This window comes from Amycolatopsis sacchari, from assembly GCF_900114035.1.
In the GTDB taxonomy this organism is placed as follows: domain Bacteria; phylum Actinomycetota; class Actinomycetes; order Mycobacteriales; family Pseudonocardiaceae; genus Amycolatopsis_E; species Amycolatopsis_E sacchari.
In genome coordinates, this window is sequence record NZ_FORP01000015.1 from 95,312 (window position 1) to 116,012 (window position 20,701).

23 protein-coding genes and 1 pseudogene are annotated in these 20,701 nt (G+C 73.1%); 9 read left to right on the forward strand and 15 right to left on the reverse strand.

Annotated elements, in window-relative coordinates:
* Positions 1-53: 53 nt before the first annotated feature.
* Positions 54-542, forward strand: a complete 489-nt coding sequence (locus tag BMZ92_RS23450) for a DUF6069 family protein (RefSeq protein ID WP_091511418.1) — start codon at positions 54-56, stop codon at positions 540-542.
* Here BMZ92_RS23450 and BMZ92_RS23455 read toward each other — a convergent pair.
* The 3 genes from BMZ92_RS23455 to BMZ92_RS23465 are packed head-to-tail and all read right to left on the reverse strand — an operon-like array spanning position 533 to position 2,404.
* Entirely contained in the window at positions 533-808 is a 276-nt protein-coding gene (locus BMZ92_RS23455) for a DUF202 domain-containing protein (RefSeq protein ID WP_091511420.1), read from the reverse strand. The two genes, BMZ92_RS23450 and BMZ92_RS23455, sit on opposite strands and share 10 nt — an antisense overlap.
* Positions 805-1,176: a YidH family protein gene (locus BMZ92_RS23460; RefSeq protein ID WP_091511423.1), complete on the reverse strand. Its 372-nt coding sequence runs from the start codon at positions 1,174-1,176 to the stop codon at positions 805-807. Before BMZ92_RS23460 ends, BMZ92_RS23455 begins: the two co-directional genes overlap by 4 nt.
* A gap of 43 nt (positions 1,177-1,219) precedes the next feature.
* Positions 1,220-2,404: a PucR family transcriptional regulator gene (locus BMZ92_RS23465; RefSeq protein WP_245783209.1), complete on the reverse strand. Its 1,185-nt coding sequence runs from the start codon at positions 2,402-2,404 to the stop codon at positions 1,220-1,222.
* Between the two features lie 207 nt (positions 2,405-2,611).
* Here BMZ92_RS23465 and BMZ92_RS23470 point away from each other — a divergent pair, with 207 nt between their 5' ends.
* The gene (locus BMZ92_RS23470) at positions 2,612-5,275 is read left to right on the forward strand and encodes a helix-turn-helix transcriptional regulator (RefSeq protein WP_091511425.1); all 2,664 of its coding nucleotides are present in this window, start codon (positions 2,612-2,614) and stop codon (positions 5,273-5,275) included.
* A 61-nt stretch (positions 5,276-5,336) separates the two neighbouring features.
* Positions 5,337-5,879, forward strand: coding sequence for a hemerythrin domain-containing protein (locus BMZ92_RS23475; RefSeq protein WP_091511428.1), 543 nt, complete (start codon positions 5,337-5,339; stop codon positions 5,877-5,879).
* On the opposite strand, the gene BMZ92_RS23480 is transcribed toward BMZ92_RS23475, so the two are convergent.
* The 3 genes from BMZ92_RS23480 to BMZ92_RS23490 form a co-directional block, all read right to left on the reverse strand.
* The gene (locus tag BMZ92_RS23480; RefSeq protein ID WP_091511430.1) at positions 5,876-6,205 is read right to left on the reverse strand and encodes a winged helix-turn-helix domain-containing protein; all 330 of its coding nucleotides are present in this window, start codon (positions 6,203-6,205) and stop codon (positions 5,876-5,878) included. The genes BMZ92_RS23475 and BMZ92_RS23480 overlap by 4 nt on opposite strands.
* Positions 6,202-6,702: a hypothetical protein gene (locus BMZ92_RS23485; RefSeq protein WP_091511433.1), complete on the reverse strand. Its 501-nt coding sequence runs from the start codon at positions 6,700-6,702 to the stop codon at positions 6,202-6,204. The genes BMZ92_RS23480 and BMZ92_RS23485 overlap by 4 nt, the downstream gene beginning before the upstream one ends.
* A gap of 64 nt (positions 6,703-6,766) precedes the next feature.
* Positions 6,767-7,408 (reverse strand): hypothetical protein, encoded by a 642-nt coding sequence (locus BMZ92_RS23490; RefSeq protein WP_091511434.1) that lies wholly within the window; start codon positions 7,406-7,408, stop codon positions 6,767-6,769.
* Positions 7,409-7,439: 31 nt separating this feature from the next.
* Between BMZ92_RS23490 and BMZ92_RS23495 the strand changes: the two genes are divergently transcribed.
* Complete coding sequence (locus tag BMZ92_RS23495) at positions 7,440-8,171, forward strand: MBL fold metallo-hydrolase (protein ID WP_091511437.1); 732 nt, start codon at positions 7,440-7,442, stop codon at positions 8,169-8,171.
* On the opposite strand, the gene BMZ92_RS23500 is transcribed toward BMZ92_RS23495, so the two are convergent.
* From BMZ92_RS23500 to BMZ92_RS23510, 3 genes are read right to left on the reverse strand one after another with little or no spacing between them, the layout of a single operon-like run.
* The gene (locus tag BMZ92_RS23500; protein WP_091511438.1) at positions 8,165-9,595 is read right to left on the reverse strand and encodes an MFS transporter; all 1,431 of its coding nucleotides are present in this window, start codon (positions 9,593-9,595) and stop codon (positions 8,165-8,167) included. The two genes, BMZ92_RS23495 and BMZ92_RS23500, sit on opposite strands and share 7 nt — an antisense overlap.
* Positions 9,595-9,840: a hypothetical protein gene (locus tag BMZ92_RS23505; RefSeq protein ID WP_091511441.1), complete on the reverse strand. Its 246-nt coding sequence runs from the start codon at positions 9,838-9,840 to the stop codon at positions 9,595-9,597. The genes BMZ92_RS23500 and BMZ92_RS23505 overlap by 1 nt, the downstream gene beginning before the upstream one ends.
* Positions 9,841-9,870: 30 nt before the next feature.
* Positions 9,871-10,494: a TetR/AcrR family transcriptional regulator gene (locus tag BMZ92_RS23510; RefSeq protein ID WP_091511444.1), complete on the reverse strand. Its 624-nt coding sequence runs from the start codon at positions 10,492-10,494 to the stop codon at positions 9,871-9,873.
* A gap of 41 nt (positions 10,495-10,535) precedes the next feature.
* Between BMZ92_RS23510 and BMZ92_RS23515 the strand changes: the two genes are divergently transcribed.
* Positions 10,536-10,943 (forward strand): RidA family protein, encoded by a 408-nt coding sequence (locus BMZ92_RS23515; protein ID WP_091511445.1) that lies wholly within the window; start codon positions 10,536-10,538, stop codon positions 10,941-10,943.
* Between the two features lies 1 nt (position 10,944).
* Here BMZ92_RS23515 and BMZ92_RS23520 read toward each other — a convergent pair.
* Positions 10,945-11,756: pseudogene (locus tag BMZ92_RS23520) on the reverse strand (NADP-dependent oxidoreductase).
* A 95-nt stretch (positions 11,757-11,851) separates the two neighbouring features.
* On the opposite strand from BMZ92_RS23520, the gene BMZ92_RS23525 reads away from it, so the two are divergent.
* Positions 11,852-12,436 carry a TetR/AcrR family transcriptional regulator gene (locus tag BMZ92_RS23525; protein ID WP_091511448.1) on the forward strand — a complete coding sequence of 195 codons (585 nt, stop codon included), beginning with the start codon at positions 11,852-11,854 and terminating at the stop codon, positions 12,434-12,436.
* Positions 12,437-12,454: 18 nt separating this feature from the next.
* Here the strand turns inward: BMZ92_RS23525 and BMZ92_RS23530 are convergent, their stop codons facing one another.
* Genes BMZ92_RS23530 through BMZ92_RS23540 form a run of 3 tightly spaced genes read right to left on the reverse strand, consistent with a single transcriptional unit; the run spans position 12,455 to position 15,483 of the window.
* A complete protein-coding gene (locus BMZ92_RS23530; protein ID WP_091511449.1) occupies positions 12,455-13,444 on the reverse strand; it encodes an ABC transporter substrate-binding protein in 990 nt (329 codons plus the stop codon).
* Between the two features lie 7 nt (positions 13,445-13,451).
* A complete protein-coding gene (locus BMZ92_RS23535) occupies positions 13,452-14,480 on the reverse strand; it encodes a FecCD family ABC transporter permease (protein WP_091511452.1) in 1,029 nt (342 codons plus the stop codon).
* A 1-nt stretch (position 14,481) separates the two neighbouring features.
* Entirely contained in the window at positions 14,482-15,483 is a 1,002-nt protein-coding gene (locus BMZ92_RS23540; protein WP_091511455.1) for a FecCD family ABC transporter permease, read from the reverse strand.
* A 120-nt stretch (positions 15,484-15,603) separates the two neighbouring features.
* Here BMZ92_RS23540 and BMZ92_RS23545 point away from each other — a divergent pair, with 120 nt between their 5' ends.
* From BMZ92_RS23545 to BMZ92_RS23555, 3 genes are read left to right on the forward strand one after another with little or no spacing between them, the layout of a single operon-like run.
* Positions 15,604-16,098 (forward strand): 2Fe-2S iron-sulfur cluster-binding protein, encoded by a 495-nt coding sequence (locus tag BMZ92_RS23545; protein ID WP_091511457.1) that lies wholly within the window; start codon positions 15,604-15,606, stop codon positions 16,096-16,098.
* Positions 16,095-17,075, forward strand: coding sequence for an FAD binding domain-containing protein (locus BMZ92_RS23550; RefSeq protein ID WP_091511460.1), 981 nt, complete (start codon positions 16,095-16,097; stop codon positions 17,073-17,075). The genes BMZ92_RS23545 and BMZ92_RS23550 overlap by 4 nt, the downstream gene beginning before the upstream one ends.
* The gene (locus BMZ92_RS23555) at positions 17,072-19,150 is read left to right on the forward strand and encodes a xanthine dehydrogenase family protein molybdopterin-binding subunit (RefSeq protein WP_091511665.1); all 2,079 of its coding nucleotides are present in this window, start codon (positions 17,072-17,074) and stop codon (positions 19,148-19,150) included. Before BMZ92_RS23550 ends, BMZ92_RS23555 begins: the two co-directional genes overlap by 4 nt.
* 194 nt (positions 19,151-19,344) lie before the next feature.
* On the opposite strand, the gene BMZ92_RS23560 is transcribed toward BMZ92_RS23555, so the two are convergent.
* Positions 19,345-20,094 carry a universal stress protein gene (locus tag BMZ92_RS23560; RefSeq protein WP_091511462.1) on the reverse strand — a complete coding sequence of 250 codons (750 nt, stop codon included), beginning with the start codon at positions 20,092-20,094 and terminating at the stop codon, positions 19,345-19,347.
* A 188-nt stretch (positions 20,095-20,282) separates the two neighbouring features.
* The gene (locus BMZ92_RS23565) at positions 20,283-20,549 is read right to left on the reverse strand and encodes a hypothetical protein (protein ID WP_143249931.1); all 267 of its coding nucleotides are present in this window, start codon (positions 20,547-20,549) and stop codon (positions 20,283-20,285) included.
* Positions 20,550-20,701: the final 152 nt, after the last annotated feature.

Sequence of the window (20,701 nt, forward strand, 5' to 3'; positions counted from 1 at the left end):
CTCCGGCACGGGTACCCGGAGTGCTCACGCGGCTGTCCTGGGAGGAAGACGACATGAGCGACTACGGCCGGCAGGTCCGGCCCGATCCGGCGAGGCTGTGGGCCGGCGGGGTGGCCACCGCGCTCGTCGCGGCGCTGGTGGCGATCGTGGGCATCCTCATCGCCCGCGGGCTCGCCGACGTCGCGATCCTCGCGCCCAAGGGCTCGGGCCTGTGGGGCAACGCGAACACCGCGACGTACGCGATCGTCTCGGCGGTCGTCGCGCTCGCGGCGACGGGCCTGATGCACCTGCTGTCGGTGGCCACGCCCAAGCCGACCACGTTCTTCGGCTGGATCATGGTGCTGCTGACGCTGATCGGGGTCGTGCTGCCGCTGAGCCTGTCCGCCGGCGTCGAGACGAAGATCGCCACCGCGCTGCTGAACCTGGTGATCACGCTGCTGGTGATCAGCCTGGCGGGCAGCGCCGTGAAGCGGGCCAGCGACCAGCTCACCTACGCCGCGCAGACCCGGGAGTACGGCCAGACCCGCCAGTACTACGACTGAACCACCAGCGACGCCGCCGTGCAGAGACCGCAGGCGACGACGGCCAGCGTGGTCAGCCCGAGCCGGAGCCGGGCGGCGGGCACGTCGCGGGCCGCGAGCGCCGACAGCGCCACGACGACCGCCGCGCACGCCCCGGCCGCGATCTCCAGTGCCGAACCGTGGACGATGCCGCTGCGCACCAGCAGCACGGCGACCACCGCCGCGGACAGCCCCGTGCGCTGCCACGCCAGCGCCGTGCGCTCCGGCTGCAGCCCCGGGTCCCTCATCGCGGGTGCGTCAGCACGAGCACGAGCACCACGACCCCGGCCAGCGCCGCGGCCCAGCCGACGATGAACGGCAGCCACGTCATCGGCAGCGGGCGGCCGTTGCGCATCGCCCGCTGCACGCGCGCCCAGCGGCGGTAGGAGAACGCCGCGAGCAGCGTCCCGGTCACGGCCAGCACCACGGCGAGCGCGGTGTGCAGCCCCGCGATGCGGAACGGCGGCACGAACTGCGCGAGCGCGACGGCGCCCGCCAGCAGGGCGAGCGCGGTGCGCAGCCAGGCGAGGAACGTGCGCTCGTTGGCCAGCGTGAACCGGTAGTCGGGCTCCTCCCCCTCCTCGTACCAGTGCGGGTGCCGGGACCGTGCGCTCATGATCCGCACGGTAGCCGCTGCTCAGCGGACCGGCGAAACGGCGTCACTCCTGGTGTTCGTGCGGGGTCAGCAGGTCCACCGCCCGCAACGCGGCCTCGATCTCGAACCGCGCCGTCGGGTCACGCAGGTCGGGGCCGAAGGCGTCCTCGATCTGCCGCATCCGGTACCGCACCGTGCGCGGGTGCACGCGCAGCACGACCGCGGCCTCCTGCACGTTGCCCTGCGCCTGCAGCCAGGCGAACAGCGTGCCCGCCAGGCGCGCGCGCTGCTTCGGCGGGAACGTGTTGAGCGGAGCGAGCCTGCGCTTGGTGACCTGCTTGACCAGCGCGGGGTCGCTGAGCAGCCACAACGCCGCCCAGTGGTCCGCGCACACCGTCACCGGCGCGTCCGGCAGCACCCCGTCGCCGACCAGCCGCAGCCCCTGCCGCGCCCAGCGCAGCGACGCGCTCGCGTCCGCCAGCGGCACCGTCGGGCCGACCGCGAGGCGCGCGCCGTGCATCGCCGCGGACAGCCGCTGCAGCCGCTCGCTCGTGACCGGGCCCGGCACCAGCAGGCACGGCTCGGCGTCCCGCAGGTCCGCCAGGACGTCGGGCTCCAGCGCGGGATCGGGCTCCGGGTGCGTGCCCGGCTCGGGTTCCACCGCGACCAGGGCGCACTGCTCGGGCACCGGCCAGCCGACCGTCCTGGCGAGGTCGGCGACGGCCGTGCGGGAGACCGGCGGCCGTTGCAGGATCAGCCGCAGCAGCCGTCGGCGCAGGCCGCGGCCGGCTTCCTGCGACTGCACGCGCGCCTCGCGATAGCCCTGCGCCGACAGCGACGCCAGCTCGTCGAGGTAGACGAACAGCCGGTCCGCCAGCCACGACACGTCCACCGCGGGCAGCGAGCGCTGCCGCTCGATCCGCGCCACCCGCCGCCACGCGACGCGGCCACCGGTGCGCAGCGCCGCGTGCAGCTGGTCGAGGGTGCGTCCGGCGTGGCCCTCGGCGCGGCCGATGTCCCGGAACCGGCGGTCGGCGTCGCCGCGCGCCAGCTGCGGGTACTCGACGAGGTCGGCGAACAGCCGGACCGCGTACTGCACCCGCTCGCGCAGCAGCCCGCCGTGCAGTTCCTCCAGCGGGCGCCCGTATTCGGGCACCACGCGGCGGATCTCGCGCGTGATCTCGTCGACGAGCCCGGGCAGTTCCGGGCGCAGCAACGCGGCCAGCCGGCGTCTTCGTTCTTCCAGCACGCCCGGGCGACCACCTTCCACAACAACCCTTTCCACATTCAGCACGTGCTCGACACGTCCCCCGGCTTCGTTCGGTTCGGGAAATCCCAGGCGTCGCATCTTGGGTTCGGTTTCCCGTGAGCGGCAATCGGTGAAATCACCAGTCCCCATCCCCTACCGTTACCCGCACGCAACTCCCGCGACATCCCGCGACGGAAGGAAACCACGGTGTCCCGCTCCGGCCCGCACGGCCGCGAAACCGCGCTCGCCGAGTTCGCGGACCTGCTGTCGCGCGCCCGAGGGGGAACCGGTGGAGCAGTGGAAATCCGCGGTGGCGCCGGGCTGGGCAAGACCACGCTGCTGGCCGCGGCGGCGGAACTCGCCCCGGATTTCCGGGTGCTGCACGTCCGCGGTGCGGCGGCTGAGAAAACGCTTCCCGGCGCGGGACTGCACCAGCTGGCGACAGCGCTCGGCACGGCCTGTGACGTTTCCGACACCAGCCCGGAACAGCTCTTCCCGCTTTACCTCGCGCTCACACGCGCACTCGCCGCGGCCGCGCGGGAAAACCCCGTGCTCTGCTGTGTGGACGACTTCCCCTTGCTCGATTCCGTTTCCCGTCGGGGAATCACGTTCTGCGCCCGCCGAATGGCGGATCACCCCGTACTCCTGTTGCTGGCGGGTGATCCGGCCGAGCACGGAGAATTCCCGGTCGTCCCGCTGCCGCCCCTCTCCGGCGAAGCGAGCCGCCGCCTGCTCGCCGACCTCGTACCGGACGGCGTGCCGAGGGATCTCGCGGACGAACTCGTCGCGCTGGCTTCGGGAAATCCACTGGCGCTGACCGAACTGGCGGCCGCGCTGACCCCGGCCCAGCTCGCGGGCACCGCTTCCGCGCCGACCGCGCTGCCCCCGGAAAGCCGCCTGCGCGCCCGGTTCCGCCGCCGCTACGACGCGCTTTCCCCGGCGGCCAGGCAGTTCGTGCGCCTCGTGGTGGCGGGCGAGCGCGTGGACGGCGACACGGTCGTGCGCGCGGCGCGGGAAACCGGCGCTGACCTGTGTGCGCTCGACGAGGCCACCGCCTCCGGGCTGGTGCGCGAGGCGGACGATGTCCTGGAGCCGGCGGGCGCGCTCGTGCGGTCCTCGCTGTACGCGGAGCTGTCGCTCGCCGACCGGCACGCCACGCACGCGCTGCTCGCGAAGGTGCTCGACGACGGACGCCACCGACTGCCCGCGCTCGTGCAGCGCGCCGCGATCGCCCCGCGCCCGGACGACCCGCTCGCCGACGAACTCGACGAAGCCGCCGCGACCGCGCGGAAGACGAAGGACTACGCGTCCTCCGCCACCGCCTACCACCAGGCCGCCGACCTGACCGCCGATCCGCACCGCCAGGCGCTGCGCCTGCTCGCGGCCGCCCGCGACGCGTGGCTGTCCGGTCAGTCGCGCCGCAGCCGGACGCTCCTGCGGCGCGTACCCCCGCTCACCGGCGACCACACCGTGCGCGGGCTCGCCGCGCTGCTCGCCGGTGAGATCGAGCTGCGCGACGGCACCCCCGCCGACGGGCACCGCAGCCTGCTCGAAGCCGCCGACGAACTCGGCGCCTCCGACCCCGCGCTGGCGATCACCGCGCTGATGCGCGCCGCCGAGGCCACGTGCGCCGCGGGCGACTACGCCGCGTTCTTCACCACCGCCGAACGGGTGCGCGCGCTCGCGCGGCCGGAGGAACCGTTGCCGCGCTTGATGTCCGACCACTTCGCCGGGCTCGCGGCGGCGTTGCGCGGGCGGTTCGACGAGGCGCGGGAGCCGCTGCTGCGGGTCGTGACCGCGGCCGAGCACCTGGCCGGCTGCGCACCGAAGGTGTGGGCCGTGCTCGCCGCGCTCGTGCTGGGCGACGACGAACGCGCGCAACGCCTCGCCACGCAGGCGGTGTCGGCCGCGGCGGACGACGGGGTGCTCGCACCGTGGGCGCTGGAGTTCCTCGCGCACACCGCGCTGCGGCTGGACCGCTACGCCGCGGCCACGCGGGCCGCGGTGGACGGGCTGCGGCTCGCGCAGGTACGCGGGCAGCACAACTGCGCGATCAACCACCTCGCCACGCTCGCGCTGGTCGCCGCGCTGCAGGGCGACCGGGCGACGGCGGAACTGCGGCTGGCGCACGCCGCCGACATCGCCGCGGCACGCGGGCTGGCCCGCCCGGTGGTGCTGGCCTCGTGGGCGCTGGCCTGCCTCGACCTCGCCGAGGACCGCGCCGCCGACGCGGTCGACCGGCTGCGTGACGTCGTGGTCGGCGGCACCGACCCGTTCGTGCGGGTGCTCGCCACCCCGCAGTTCGTCGAGGCCGCCGTCCGCAGCGGCGACCACACCTCGGCGGCGAAGGCGCTGGAGGTTTTCGAGAGCTGGGCCCGGAGCACGGGCGGCCCCGCGCACCTCGCGTTGTCCCAGCGGTGCCGGGCACTGCTCGCGACCGGTGAGGAGGCCGACGAACGGTACCGCGAGGCGCTGCGGCTGCACCGGCGCGCGGACCGGCCGTTCGAGCTGGCCAAGACGGAGCTGTTCTACGGGGAGCGGCTGCGGCGCGACCGCAAGCCCCGCGACGCGCGGAAGTACCTGCGTGGCGCGTGGCAGACGTTCCAGCGCTACGAAGCCGCGTACTGGGCGGACCGGGCGCGGGCGGAACTGCGGGCCGCGGGCGAGGCGGTCGAGCACCCCGCGCCCCCGGAGCTCGACCTCACCCCGCAGCAGGCGCAGATCTCGAAACTGGTCGCCGAGGGCGCGACGAACCGCGAGATCGCGGCGCAGCTGTTCCTCAGCCCCCGCACCGTCGAACACCACCTGCGCAACATCTTCGCCAAGCTCGGCATCCGCTCGCGGGTGGAGCTGACGACGTTCTTCCGCTGAACCGGTTACCCCCTCCCCCGCCGGGTACCCCACCGGCTGCGAACCGGAGAAGGAGGACACCGTGGCGAACGACGTCATCACGCTGCTCGAACAGCAGCACCAGGAGATCCGCCGGCTGTTCGGTGAGGTCGAGCGTGCCCAGGGCGATCAGCGCAAGGACGCCTTCCGCGAGCTGGTCCGGCTGCTCTCCGTGCACGAAACCGCCGAGGAGGAGCTGGTGCACCCCGAGGTGCGCCGGGCCGAGGGCGGCGAGCCGGTGGTGGACGCCCGGGTCGGCGAGGAGCACCGCGCCAAGGAACTGCTGTCCACATTGGACGACCTCGACCCGGACGCCGAGGGGTTCGACACCCTGCTCGTGCAACTGAGGGACGACGTGCTGGCCCACGCCGAGCACGAGGAACGCGAGGAGTTCCCGCTGCTGCGGCGGGCCACGGAGCAGAAGCGCCTGGAGGCCATGGCGGACATGGTGAAGGCGGCGGAGGCCGTGGCCCCGACGCATCCGCACCCCGGCGTGGAGAGCGCCGCGGCGAACGTGCTGGCGGGCCCTCCGGCGGCGGTCATGGACCGCGCCCGCGACGCGATCCGCAAGGTGCTGGGGCGTTAGCCGCCCGCCGGCTCGCCGGTGAAGCGGCGAGGCCGCTCGACGATGGCGCGCAGCGCTTCCACGTGGCCGAGGAAGCGTTGCCGCCCTTCGCCGGTGGCCCGCACGGTGGTCCTGGGGACCCGGCCGAGGTAGGTGCGCCGCTGCTCGACGTACCCGTCCTTGCGCAGCGTCGCCAGCTGTTTGGACAGTGCCGAATCCGACAGCGACACCGCGTCGCGCAGGAACGCGAAGTCGCACCACTCCGCCACGTCCAGCACGGACATGATCGCCAGCCGCGTCGGGTCCGACAGCAGGCGGTCCAGTTCCGGTGGTGGCGCGGAGTTCATCGCGTGCGTTGCCGCTGGGATCGCGAGAGCAGCAGCTGGGACAGCGCGAACAACGCGGTGAACGCGGCACCGTAGAGCACGCCCGCCACCGTGCCGGGGTAGTCCCGCAGCCCGGTCGAGGCGGCGACGTCCTGCGTGAACCCGTTGCCGTAGTGGAAGATCAGCCAGCCGCCGAGGCAGCCGAGCACCGCCACGACGCCGAAGACGCGGGGGACGAAGGACTGCCGTGGTTGCACGCCCCGCACTTTACCCAGCGGTGCGGAGCCGGAGCCGAAGGTGACGGCGAACACGACGACCAGCAGGACCAGGACGACTGCGGAGATCGCCTTCGCCCCGGTGAGGTCGACGAAGTCGTTCGCCGCCGTGACCGCCGCGATCAACACGAACATCCCCAGGTACACCCACCACGGCAGGCGCGCGGCGCGACGCGCCCGCTCCTGGTGGGCCCGGACCGCCGCCAGTGCCTCGGCCGCCTGCTGCTCGTCCCCGTACTCCACAACCGCCTCCTTCGACTACTTGCCTATCTGGAAAGTAGTCGCTTCTTTCCGAGGAGGCAAGTAGTCAGGAACGCCCGGCCCTGCTGCCCGCGTACGCCAGCTCCCTGGCCTTCGCCAGCCAGTCCGGGTACAGGGTGACGCCCGGTGGGTGGTGCAGCATCGGGTCGAAAGCGGGCTTCTCCGCGTCGTCGCAGACGGTGTGCAGGCGCAGCTGTGCGATCGGCCGCGGCACGCCGGTCGCCTGCGCTTCCGCGACCACCAGCTCGAACCCGCCGCCACGCACCAGCCGCCGCGCCGCGCGGAGGGACGCGTCCACGTCCGGCTGCCCGCCCGCCGCCTGCGCGAGCAGCCACCGCAGCCCGCCGTCCACGCGGTACGGCGCGAGGCTGCTGAACGGCGCTTCGCACCACCCCGCGGACGGGAAGGGCACCACGCGCCCGAACGGCCCGATGGTCGAGAACGTCAGGTCCCACGGCCCGGTCTCCAGCGGGATCCGCACCGCGAGCCCGAGCACATCCCGGAAACCCCGTGGCACACCCACCCCCTTGGACAGGCGGGCGCGCACCTCCACGGGGCCGTCCGGGAGCGGCCACGAGCCGCGCCGCACCGGCGTGAAGGTGCCGTCCGCCAGCACCCCGTCCGGGTGGAAGGCGCGGGCGTGCCGCACGTGGGCGAGGGCGTCGAACGCGGGGCGCAGGAGTCGCATGGGGCCAGGATTGCCGGGTAGCCCCCGGTCTATGCGCGAACCCCTCGCCCTGCCCGGCGGCGACTCACTGACGTTCATCGGCACCGCCACGGTCCTGCTGCGGCTGGGCCCGTTCACGGTGCTGACCGATCCGAACTTCCTGCACCGCGGGCAGTGGTGCTACTTCGGGCAGGGCCTGTTCGACCGCGTCGCGCGCCGGGACCTCGCGGCGGACGTGCCGGTCCTGACCACCGCACACGCCGCGCACCGCTTGAGCCGCAAGGGTTTCCGCGAAACCGTGGCGCTGGAGACGTGGGCGAGCGAAACCCTCACCGACGGCGACGCGTCCATCACGGTGACCGCCGTGCCCGCCCGCCACGCGCCCCGCCCGCTCGACCGCGTGCTGCCGCCGGTCATGGGCAGCATCTGGACCTACACCGCGGGTCCCGGCGCGAAACCGCTGCGGATCTACGTCAGCGGCGACACCGTGGTGCACGACGAACTCCGGCAGATCCACGACCGCTACCCGGATGTCGATCTCGCGATCGTGCACCTCGGCGGCACGCGCGTGCTGGGCGTGCTCGTCACGATGGACGACCGGCAGGGCGTGGCACTGCTGGAAATGCTGCGGCCCGCCCACGCCGTGCCCGTGCACTTCGACGACTACGCGAACTTCACGTCGCCGGTGTCGAACTTCCTGCAGGCAGTCGCCGCGCGGGGAACGGCGACCGCCGTGCGGATGCTCCGCCGTGGCGAAAGCCTGCCGCTGTCAGAACTTCACTGAGCCGTCAGCGGCTGGGCGATGTCCTCCAGTGACGCGTTCTCCGCCTTGACGCCGAACAGCAGCTCCGCCACCCCGCCGATCGCCATGACCACCGCGGCGACGCCGAAACCGAGGGCGGCGAGCCCGCGGTCGTTCGCCTCGACCAGCGAGCCGAACAGCAACGGGCCGATGATGCCGCCCACGCCGGTGCCGATCGCGTAGAAGAACGCGATGGCGAGCGCCCGCGTCTCCATCGGGAAGATCTCGCTCACCGTCAGGTACGCGGCGCTGGCCCCGGCCGACGCCAGGAAGAACGTCGCGACCAGCAGCGCGAGGAAGCCCCACGGACCACCGGCCCCGCTGGTGAACACGAAGATCAACGGCACCGTCAGCACCGCCGAGCCGAGGTAGCTGGTGGCGATCATCGGCCGGCGGCCGACCGTGTCGAACAACCGGCCCAGCAGCAGCGGGCCGAGCAGGTTGCCGACCGCGTAGACCACCACGAACACCGGCACGAAACCCGAGTTCACGTTGTAGTACGTCGAAAACAGCGTGCCCAGGTTGAACGTGATGCCGTTGTAGAGGAAAGCCTGCCCGACGAACAACGCCAGCCCCAGCACGGCTCGCCGGGGGTAGGTCTTGAAGGCGGTGCGGGCGATCTCGCGGAACGGGATCGCGTGCCGCTGGCGGATCCGGATCGACGACTCCGGCTCGTCGAGCTCCTTGCCGCTCTCGCGTTCGACCTCCTGCTCGATCGAGCCGACGATCTTCTCGGCCTCGTCCTCGCGGCCGTGGATGAACAGCCAGCGCGGGCTCTCCGGCACGTGCCGCCGCACGACGAGGATCACCACGCCCAGCACGGCGCCGAGCGCGAACGCCAGCCGCCAGCCCACCGGCAACGGGAAGATCGACTGGTCCAGGAACACCAGCGCGAGCGCGGAACCGGCCGCGGAACCACCCCAGTACGTGCCGTTCACGACGAGGTCGACGCGGCCACGCAGGCGGGCGGGGATCAGCTCGTCGATGGCGGAGTTGATCGCCGCGTACTCGCCGCCGATGCCCGCGCCGGTCACGAACCGCGCGAGGAAGAAGAACCACGGCGCGAACGTGAAGGCGGTGGCGATCGTGGCGAGCACGTACACGCCGAGCGTCACCAGGAACAGTTTCTTGCGCCCGAACCGGTCGGTGAGCTGACCGAACACGAGCGCGCCGAGGCACGCGCCGAGCACGTAGAACGCCGCCGCGACCCCGACGTCGCCGGAACTCATCCCCGCGCCGCTGCCGTGCTCGGTCATCCGGGACGCGATCGAGCCGACGATCGTGACCTCGAGCCCGTCGAGGATCCAGACCGTGCCGAGGCCGATGAGGACCCGCCAGTGGAAGTGCGCCCACGGCAGGCGGTCCAGCCGCGCGGGGATCGACGTGGTGAGCACCCCGCTCGTCATCACGCGCCCAGCTGGGTGATCTCGGTGTCGAGCACCGCGGCCTGCTCCTCGAGCGCCCGCTCGTCCGGCTCGCCCTCCCCCAGCCGCTGCCGCAGGTCCTCGCGGGACACCACGGTCATGGCGCCGGCGTGCTCCGCGGCGCGCTCGGGCGGCACGACGAGCAGCTGCCCGGCTTCGAGCACGAGCTTGCCGCCCTCGCCGGAACGGAGGAGGACTCGGAGATCGTCTGCGGTCACCTTGGTCATGCCGCAGGCAGTACCCAGAAGGAGGACTTCCTACGCCGCAGGGGTTTCCGGCACCTCCCAGCCGCGCTCGACGGAACGGCGGCAGCGTCCGGGCTCGTCGCCGTGGCTGACGAACAACGCGGTCAGCATCGGCGGTCCGTAGCCCAGCGTGGTGCGGGGCAGCGGGCCGCCCGCGACCAGGGAGACCAGCCCGTGTGCGACGGCCCAGGTCTGGGTCGCCAGGTCCAGCGGCACGGTTCCGGCGGCGAAGCGGCCCGCTTTCCGGCCCCGGTCGGCGGCCTGGACGAGGTGCTCGAGCGTGTCGTCGGCGGCCTGCAGGTCTTCGAGGTCGAAGTTCGCGTCGAACATCACCCGGTACAGGTCGGGGTGGTCGAGCGCGTTGCCGAGGTACGCGGAGACGAGGGCGGTCAGGTCGCGCACGGCGTCGTCCGACGGGGTCACGTCGGCGAAGCGAGCGGCCATGCGCGTGAAGCCCTCCTGGCGCAGGGCCTGCCACAGCCCGTCCATGCTGCCGAAGTACGTGTAGACGGCCATGGTCGAGACGCCGGTGCCGGCGACCAGCGAGCGGAGCGTGATGGGCTCGCGGGTACGGAGCATGTGCGCGGCGCGCTCGAGGAGCAGGGTGCGCACCGCCGGGTCCTTCGTCCTCGCCATGACGGCCAGAATACATAGCATTGCTTTGCTATAGTTCGGACATGACAGTCGAACTTCTCAATCCGGACGGACTCCCCAAGGTGGACCTGTACCGCCAGGTCGCGGTCGCGACGGGGTCGAAGCTGGTGTTCCTCGCCGGCCAGGTCGCCCTCGACGCCGAGGGGCACAAGGTCGGCGAAGGCGATCTCGCGGCACAGGTCGAGCAGTGCTACCTCAACGTGGGCACCGCGCTGGCCGAAGCGGGCGCGACGTTCGACGACGTGGTGAAGCTGACCGTGTACCTCGTCGACTGGACGCCGGACAAGATGGCGCTGTACGTGGACGGCGTGTCCCGGGCCTCGGCGAAGCTCGGGGTGAACGCCCTGCCACCGTTGACGGGGATCGGGGTCGCGGCACTGGCGGAGCCGGATCTCCTCGTCGAGATCGAGGCCGTCGCCGTCGTGGGCTGAGTCAGAGGTCGATGACGACTTTGCCGTGGACGTGGCGTGCGGCTTGGAGTTCGACGGCGGGGCGGATCTGGTCGACGGGGAAGGTCGCGGCGATCGGCACGCGGAGGTGTCCGGCCGCGACGAGGGTGGCGATCTCGCCGAGGGCACCGGTGCCGTTGGCGCCGTTGGCGGGGGTGATGCCGTCGATCTGGGTGGCGATGGTGGTGATGCGCTCATCGGGGACGCCGAGTTCGCGGGCGGCGTGCACGGTGTCGGTGCCGTGCAGGTCCAGGGCCGCGGTCACGCCGTCGGGTGCGAGCGCCCGGACCTGCTCGACCAGGCCCTGGCCGTAGGTGACCGGCTCGGCGCCCAGCGCGCGCAGGGCCTCGGCCGAGGCGGCCGAGCCGGTGCCGATCACGCGGGCGCCGGCGCGGCGGGCGAGTTGGACGGCGAACACCCCGACCCCGCCGCCGGCGCCGCCGATGAGCACCGTGTCCCGGGCCTGGGTTTGACCACGTCCAGGGCGGCGGCCGCGGTGCAGCCGGCGATGGTCAGGGTGGCCGCGGTGCGGTCGTCCACCCCGGCACCGACCTGGTCCACGGTCCCGGCGTAGTCGGTGCCGAACCCGCACGGCAGGCTCAGCCCGAACCGGGCGGCGGTCTCCGGGTCGGAGGTCATGAACCAGTCCATCGGGTTCAGCCCGGCCGCGGCCACCCGCACCCGGATCTGCCCCGGCCCGGCCTGCGGCACCGCGACCTCACGCAGCCGCAGCCGCTCCGGGCCGCCGAAGGACTCGAACTGGACCGCCCGGCTCGTCGTAGTGGGTTCGTTCAAGGGCACTGGTTCTCCTGGAGCTGCTCACGCCGCCGGTAAACGGACTACGCTTCGGTTGGTGTCCCCACCGTAACACAAATGGAGCGTGATCCGTTTTGACCGCCGCCGAGCGCCGCAGACCGCGTGCCGACGCGACCCGCAACCGCCAGCAGCTGCTGGACGTCGCCACCCGCATGTTCGCCTCAGCCGAGACCGAACCGTCGATGCGCGCGATCGCGCAGGAAGCCGGGGTCGGCATCGCCACCCTCTACCGGCACTTCCCCACCCGCGAGGCGCTGGTCGACGCCGTCTACCAGGACCAGGTCTCGCGGCTCACCACCGGTGCCCGCGAGCTGCTCGCCCAGCTCGACCCGCCCGCCGCGCTGCGGCGCTGGATGGACCTGTTCGGCGAGTGGATCGCCACCAAGAACGGGATGCTCGACACGCTGCTCGCGATGGTCGAATCGGGTGAGATCGCGCACGCCCACACCCGGACCGAGCTGCTCGCCGCCATCGACGGCATCCTCGACGCCGGCCGCGCGAGCGGGCAGCTCCGCACCGACGTCCCCGCCGGGGACATCGCCGCCGCCCTCATCGGCATCTTCACCGTGGCCGGCTCACCCGAGCACCGAGCGATGGCGGCGCGCCTGCTGGATCTGCTGATGGACGGACTCCGGCCCTGCGCCTGCGGCCAGCGTTAGTCCATTGCGGACTGATACTCAGGCGACCTTCCGGGCCGATTCCAGGTTCGCGGCCAGGTTGTTCAGCGTGCGGGCCTGCGCCACGTAGTCCATCGACGAGAACTCCCACGGGTACACCTGCCCGGCGACCGCCGCGGGCAGGCGCGCGAAAGTCGGCTGCTGCAGGAGCGTGGCCTTGTCCATGGCGCGCAACGAGTACAGCACCACGTCCGTCGAATGCCTGCCGATGTTCTCCCAGCTCACCTGCTCCCAGTAGTACGTGCTGCCCCCGGGATCCGGGTAGGTCAGCCCCAGCTCGGTGTAGCTGCGCAACGCCGGGTCGTCCGGCGCCTTCGCGATGTACACGCCGTCGCCCGGATACGCGGCGATGGCCATCACCGTGAGACCCTGGACCGCCGCGGCGCGCAGGCGCGTGCGTGCCGTCTCGTAGTCCTGCCGCCCGGTCGGTTCGGCGCCGAGCGCCCGCGCCAGCTCTGCCGTCCGGTCCACCACGTTCGTCGCGGACCCGGCCATCTTCAGTGCGATGATCGGCGCGATCTCGGCGACCGCCTGCTGCTGGGTGATGTCCTTGAACCCGTACAGCGGCTTCGCGGGGTCCAACTTCCCAGCGCTGTCAACGGGATACGCGTGCGTCACGATCACGTCCGGCTTCGCGGCCGCGAGCGCTTCGATGTCGATTTCGCCGTACGTGCGGCCGACCTGCTTGACCGGCGCGAGGTCCCGGCCCTTGACGTTCACGTCGTCCTCAAGGGCGGTGTAGCCGAAGGACGCGACGGGCGTGATGCCGTAGTTCCACAGCGAGGCGATCGCGTCGTTGAGCCCCGCGATCCGCGCGGGCCTGGCGTCGAGGTCCACCTTCGTGCCCACGTCGTCCGTGAACGACCAGCCCCCGCCACCGCCGGACCCCTGCGTGCCCGCACCGCAGGCGGCCAGGAACCCGGCGGCGGTCAGCGCCAGGCCGCCGGTGAGGAACGCGCGCCTGCTCGGCGCGGTGGGGAGTGGGGACATGGGTGGTTCACCTTTCTCGTGTTCTGCGCAGGAGGAGCCGGATGAGGTAGGGCGCGCCCAGCACCGCGGTGATCAGGCCGACCGGGACCTCCAAGCCGAACAGCGTCCGTCCGGCGAGGTCCGCGGCCTGCACGAGCACCGCGCCGCCGAGCGCCGAAGCGACCAGCGGCGGGCGCGAGCCACCGGTGAGGCGGAGCGTGATCTGCGGCACGATCAGCGCGACGAACCCGACGGGACCCGCCGCCGCGACGGCCGCGGCCGTCAGGCCGACCGCGATCCCCAGCGCGCCGAGGCGCGCGGTCTGCAGGCGGAGGCCGAGCGCGACCGCCGCGTCGTCGCCGAGCTGGGTCACCGCCAGCGTGCGCGGCAGGGTCAGCGCCGCCGGGACCAGCACGGCGGACAGCACGAGCAGCGGCACCGCCTGGTCCCAGCCGACCGCGCTGATCGATCCGACCAGCCACACCGTCGCCTGTGCGGCGCTGTTGACGCTCGCCAGCACCAGCAGCCACGACGTGAGCGCGGTCAGGATGACGGCGCACCCCAGTCCGACGAGCACGAGCCGGTACCCGTCGACGCCGTGCCGCCACGACAGTCCGTACACCGCCGTCGCCGCGAGCAGCCCGCCCACCAGCGCGGCGAGGGGAACGCCGACCGCGGAGAGGCCGCTGGTGATCGCGTAGACGCCGCCACCGAAGACGATCACCGAAACCGCCGCGGCGGACGCTCCGCCCGTCACGCCGAGGATGTCCGGTGTGGCCAGCGGGTTCCGCGAGACCGTCTGCGTGATCGCCCCCGCGAGACCGAGGCACGCACCCGCGAGGCAGCCCGTGACCGCCCGGGGCAGCCGGAGGTCGAACAGGATGTGCCGGTCCAGCCGCGCGCCGCCGCCGGTCAGCAGTTCCGGCAGGCTGCCGAGTTCGAGCGGGTACTCGCCGATCGTGACGCCGACGGCCGTCACGACGAGCAGCACCGCGAGCGCGACGAGGCACACGGTGAGGGCACGGGGGTTCCGGCGGAGGCCGAGGGTCGCGACCACGTCAGAGCCTCACCAGCCGGCCGCGCCGGGCGATCAGCACGAAGGCCCCGCCGCCGAGCACGGCGACCACGATCCCGGCGGGCACCTCGGCCGCGCCGCCGACGAGCCGTCCCACGACGTCCGCCGCCAGCAGCAGCACCGCTCCGGCCAGCGCGGAGCACGGCACGAGCCGCCGGTGGTCCGGCCCGGTCAGCGGCCGCACGAGGTGCGGGACGACGAGCCCGAGCGCGGCGATCGGCCCCGCCGCCGCGGTCGCCGACCCGGCCAGCAACGTGACCGCCGCGAGCCCGGTCAGGCGCCCCGCCGCGACGGACTGGCCGAGCCCCCGTGCGGCGTCCTCCCCCAGCGCCACGGCGTTCAGCGCCCGCGTGTTGAGCATCGCGAGCACCAGCCCGGCGGCCACGAACGGCAGGATCGCGAGGCTGATCCCCGCGTCCCGGCCCCCGATCGCGCCGACCACCCACCGGCGGTAGACGTCCAGCGTCGGCGCGTCGGCCAGCACCACGAGCGAGGTGAGCGTCGACAGCAGCGCGGTCACCGCCGCCCCGGCGAGCGCCATCGGGACGGGGCTGACGCGGGTGCCGCCCCGCGAACCGATCGCGAACACGACCGCCGTCGCCAGCAGCGCGCCGCCGAAGCCGAACCACACCTGCCCGGCGGGCGAGGCGACGGACAGCACGTTCGCGGCGAGCGCGACGGCGAGCGCGGCACCGGCGTTGACGCCGAGCAGCCCGGGATCGGCCAGCGGGTTGCGGGTGTGGCCCTGCATGAGCGCCCCGGCCGCGCCGAGCGCGAGCCCGCACAGGACGCCGAGCACGGTGCGTGGCAGCCGCACGTCCCGCACGATCGTCGCCGCCTCGCTGCCGTCGTCGTGCAGGAGCACGTGGACCGCGGTGGCGAGGCCGAGATCGTTGCTGCCCAGCACGAGGCTGGCCGCGACCGCCAAGGCCAACGCCGGCACCAGCAGGACGGGGAACAGCGGAAGCCGGGCGGTCGTGCTCACGCCCCGTAACTTAACTTAGCCATACCTAAGGTGGAAATGTGAGGTTTCGCAACTCCGGCGGCCGTGCCCGAAGTGGCCGCCGGTCGTTTGCCGGGTGGCCGCGGGGGTAGGCCAGCGGGCATGGAGGCCGAGACGACGCTGCGCGTGGACGGCGAGGACCTGCGCATCCCCATCGATCCACGCACCACGCTGCTGGACGCCCTGCGCGAGCGGGCGGGACGGCTGAGCCCGAAGAAGGGGTGCGACCACGGCCAGTGCGGCGCGTGCACGGTGCTGCTCGACGGACGCCGCGTGCTGTCGTGCCTCACGCTCGCCATCGCGCACGACGGAGCCGAGGTCACCACCGCCGCGGGGCTCGACCACCCGGTGCGGCAGGCGTTCGTGGACCGCGACGCGTTCCAGTGCGGCTACTGCACGCCGGGCCAGATCTGCTCCGCCGCCGGCCTGCTCGACGAGGTCGCCCAGGGCATGCCGAGCCACGTCACCGAGGACCTCGAAGCCGAGCCCGAGCTGACGCGCGAGGAGATCGCCGAGCGGATGAGCGGGAACCTGTGCCGCTGCGGCGCCTACGTCAACATCGTCTCCGCCGTGCGGCAGGCCGGGGAGGCGCGGTGAAACCGTTCACGTACGAAGCACCCGCCGACGCCCTCGCCGCCGTGCGCGCCGTCGCGGCGAATCCGTCATCGGCGTTCCTCGGCGGGGGCACGAACCTCGTCGACCACCTCAAGCTCGGCGTCGCGCAGCCCGACCTCCTCGTCGACGTCACCTCGCTGACCTCCGCCGAGATCACCGACCGGCCCGACGGCGGCCTGTCGATCGGGGCGGCCGTGCGCAACAGCGACCTCGCGGCGGACCGGCGCGTGCGAAAGCGCTTTCCCGTGCTGGCGCAGGCACTGCTGTCGGGCGCGACCGGGCAGCTGCGGAACATGGCGACCACGGGCGGAAACCCATTGCAGCGCACGAGGTGCGTGTACTTCCAAGACGTCACGACACCGTGCAACAAGCGCGAGCCCGGCTCCGGCTGTTCCGCGATCGGCGGGTACACCCGCTACCACGCCATCCTCGGCGCCTCAGAGCACTGCATCGCCACCCACCCTTCGGACCTCGCCGTCGCGCTCGCGGCGCTCGACGCGGAGGTGCACGTGCTGGGACCGGGAGGCGAGCGCACGATCCCGTTCACCGAGCTGCACCGGCTGCCGGGCGACCGGCCCGAGAAGGACACGGTGCTCGACCACGGCGAGCTGATCACGGCGATCGACGTGCCCCCGCTGCCGCCGGCACGGAACTCGCGCTACCGCAAGGTCCGCGACCGCGCGTCCTACGCCTTCGCGCTCGTGTCCGTCGCCGCCGCGGCGGAGGTGCGGGACGGCACGATCTCCGACATCCGGCTGGCTTTCGGCGGAGTGGCGCACAAACCATGGCGCGCGTACCGGGCCGAAGAAGTGCTGCGCGGACGAGAGTCCACAGAGGACAACTTCCGCGCCGCCGCCGAGGCCGAGCTGCGCGACGCCCGCACGGACGAGGGCAACGCGTTCAAGGTCCCACTGCTGACCAGGACGCTCGTTTCGGTGCTGAAGGAGGTGTGCGCGTGACCGGCCTGCTCGAACCCCGCGCGATGGGCCGGGACACCGCCCGCCGCGACGGACAGCTGAAGGTCACCGGTACCGCGGCCTACGCGTACGAGGCACCCGTCGACCGGCCCGCCTACTGCCACCCGATCCAGGCGACCATCGCCCGCGGCCGCATCACGGAAATCGACACGTCCGCCGCCGAACGGCTCGACGGGGTGCTGGCGATCCTCACCGCGGGACAGGCGGAACGGCTCGTTTCCCTTGAGGACAAGGAACTCGCGATCCTGCAGGACCGGTCCGTCGCCTTCCGCGGGCAGCTCGTCGGCGCCGTCGTCGCCGAGACCTCCGAGATCGCCCGGGAGGCGGCCGACCTCGTGCGGGTGAACTACGCGCAGGAACCCCACGACGCGGAGCTGTCCGCCGACCGCGACGACCTGTACAAGCCCGAGAAGGTCAACCCGAGCTTCCCCACGGACACCGACGAAGGCGACGTGGACGCCGCGATGGCGTCAGCCGAGTACACTGTGGACGAAACCTACCCCACGCCGATGTACCACAACAATCCCCTGGAGCCGCACGCGACCACAGCGTTGTGGAACGGGACGTCGTTGACGCTGTGGGACTCCACGCAGGGCGTGCACCCGGCCCGCCAGGCCATCGCGAAGCTGTTCGGGCTCGACCTGGAACGGGTGCGGGTGATCTGCCCGTACGTCGGCGGCGGGTTCGGCTCGAAGGGCCTGCCGCACGCGAACGTCGTGCTCGCGGTGCTCGCCGCGCGGGCGCTGCCGGACCGGCCGGTCAAGCTCGCGCTGACGCGGCAGCAGATGTTCTCCCTCGCCGGGTACCGCACGCCGACGATCCAGCGGATGCGGCTCGGGGCGGACGCGTCCGGCAAGCTGTCGGCGCTGTCGCTCGACGTGGTGGAGCAGACGTCGAAGATCAAGGAGTTCGCGGAGCAGACCGGGATCCCGGCGCGGATGATGTACGCCGCGCCGAACCGCCGCACGACGCACCGGCTGGCGGCGCTGGACGTGCCGGTGCCGTCGTGGATGCGCGCGCCCGGTGAGTGCCCCGGCATGTTCGGGCCCGAGGTCGCGATGGACGAGCTGGCGGAGAAGCTCGGCATGGACCCCATCGAGCTGCGGATCCGCAACGAGCCCGAGCGGGATCCCGAGACCGGCAACCCGTTCTCCAGCCGGAACCTGGTGGCGTGCCTGCGCGAGGGCGCGGCGCGGTTCGGCTGGGAGTCACGAGACCCGCGTCCCGGCGTGCGGCTGGAGGACGGCTGGCTCGTGGGCACAGGCGTCTCGTCCTCGGTGTACCCCACGTACTTCAAGGCCGGGGCGACCGCGCTGGTGCGGTTCGAGCGGGGCCGCTACGTCGTCGAGACCGGGGCGGCCGACCTCGGGACCGGCACGTGGACGGCGCTGCCGCAGGTGGCGGCCGACGCGCTCGACGTGCCGCTGGAGGACGTCGAGGTGCGGATCGGGGACACCGCGTACCCGGAGGCACCGGTCGCGGGCGGCTCGTCGGGCATGGCGAGCTGGGGCTGGGCCGTGGTGGAAGCGGCGCGGGCGTTCCGCGCGAAGTACGGCGACGACCCGCACGACGGCGACGAAGCCGAGGCCACCGCGGGCAAGAACGAGGCGATGCAGCGCTACGCGATGTACGCGTTCGGTGCCCAGTTCGCCGAGGCGCGGGTGCACGCCGGCACCGGCGAAGTGCGGGTGCCGAGGCTGCTGGGCGTGTTCGCGGCGGGGCGCATCATCAACCCCCGCACCGCGCGCTCGCAGCTGATCGGCGGGATGACGATGGGCCTGTCGATGGCGCTGCACGAACAGAGCGTGCTCGACCCGCGCACCGGCCACGTCGTCAACCACGATCTCGCGGAGTACCACATCACGGCCAACGCGGACGTGCGCGAGATCGAGGCGCGCTGGCTCGACGAGCACGACCCGCACGTGAACCCGATGGGCAGCAAGGGCATCGGGGAGATCGGCATCGTGGGCACGGCGGCGGCCGTGGTCAACGCGGTGTACCACGCCACCGGCCGCCGGGTGCGGGACCTGCCGGTCACCCTGGACAAGCTGCTGTAGCGGGCGGGGGTGGGGTGCGCCGGGTGCGGGGCCTGCCGGTCATCCCGGGCACGCTGCCGCAGCCGGTGGCCGCGCCTGGCCGCCGGGTGCGGGGTCTGCCCGTCACCCCCGGGCACGCTGCCGCAGCGGGCGGCCGGATCACCAGCACCGGGCCGTGGCCGCAGCGGGCGGTCGCCGCGTGCCTGGCTTGCCCGTCACCCCGGGCAAGCTCCCCCAGCGGGCGGCCGGATCACCAGCACCGGGCCGTGTCCGTGCTGCACGAGCGCGTGGGCCACCGAGCCCAGCGCCATGCCGGGAAAACCACCCCGGCCCCGGCTGCCCACGACGACGAGCTGTGCCCGCGTGCTCCACTCCAGCAGCAGGTGCCGCGGCCGGTTGCGCACCGCGACGCGGTGGAGAGGGACGTCGGCGTACTTCTCCTGCCACGCGGCCAGGTTCTCGCCCAGCACGCGGCGTTCGGCCTCCGCCACCGGTTCCCAGCCGAGGTACCGGTCCGGCGTGCCCTCGATCTCCGCGTCGCTCCAGGCGTGCACCGCCACGAGCGGTGCGCCCCGGCTCGCGGCCTCGTCGAAGGCGGCGTCGAGCACCGCGTCGGACAACGGGCCACCGTCGATGCCGGCGACCACCGGCCCGTCCCCGCCCTGCCTCGCGATAGCGACCGGACAGTCGGCGTACGCGGCGAGCCGCGCGGGCAGTGACCCGGGCATTCCGGGCACCTCCCCTGTCGGCCCGACCACCAGCATCCGCGCCGAGCGGGCTTCCGCCAGCAGCACCGGCAACGGCGCCCCGTCGACCACCCCCACCCCTGGGCCGACTGGCACCGGTCCGGCGTGCACCCGGCGCAGCGGCGCCCGGTGCCGCCGTGCCACGTCCTCGGCCCAGCGCACCGCGAAGCGCGCGGCACCGGAGCGGTCCACCCCCACCACGATCGGAGCCTGGGTCATCGCCGTCCGCCTTTCCCTCAAGGGGAAAGTACGGACCGCGACGGCCTCCGCACACCGGGCGTTCGGCCCCGGTTGGTGGGGACTTTCGGCCGTACCGGCGAGGGTCCACCTGCCCTGGCCGGTCGCGTCAGCCGCGCCGGCCAGGTCCGTCCCGGGCGGTCATGCCCGCCGAGGCCCACGCCGCCCCGTCACAACTCCGTCGGCCGCACGAAGCGGATGTCGGCCGCGAGGTCGGTCGCCCGCACGGCCGCGGTGTCCCCTGCCGATGGCGATTTGGGCGTCAGTTCCGTGATCAGGTCCCGCAACGCCGCGCCGAGCCGTTCCACCGCCGCGCCGACCCCCCGTCGGCACGGCGCGTAGTCCAGTGGCGCGTCGTCGGGCCGCAGTGCCGCGGCCACGGCGGCGGCGAGTTCGTCCGCCGCGGTGGCCGCAAGACACGGGCGATCCGCTGTCATGCTCATGGTCTCCCTCCCCACCTTCCGGAAATTCGCGATGTTCTTCAGCTGCCCGGAAACGGGAACGGTGAAACCTTTGCCCCCCATCGCCACGAGATACGGTGACGCAGCCGCTACTCACAGGCACAGCAACGCTGCGCGGACCGTCCTAT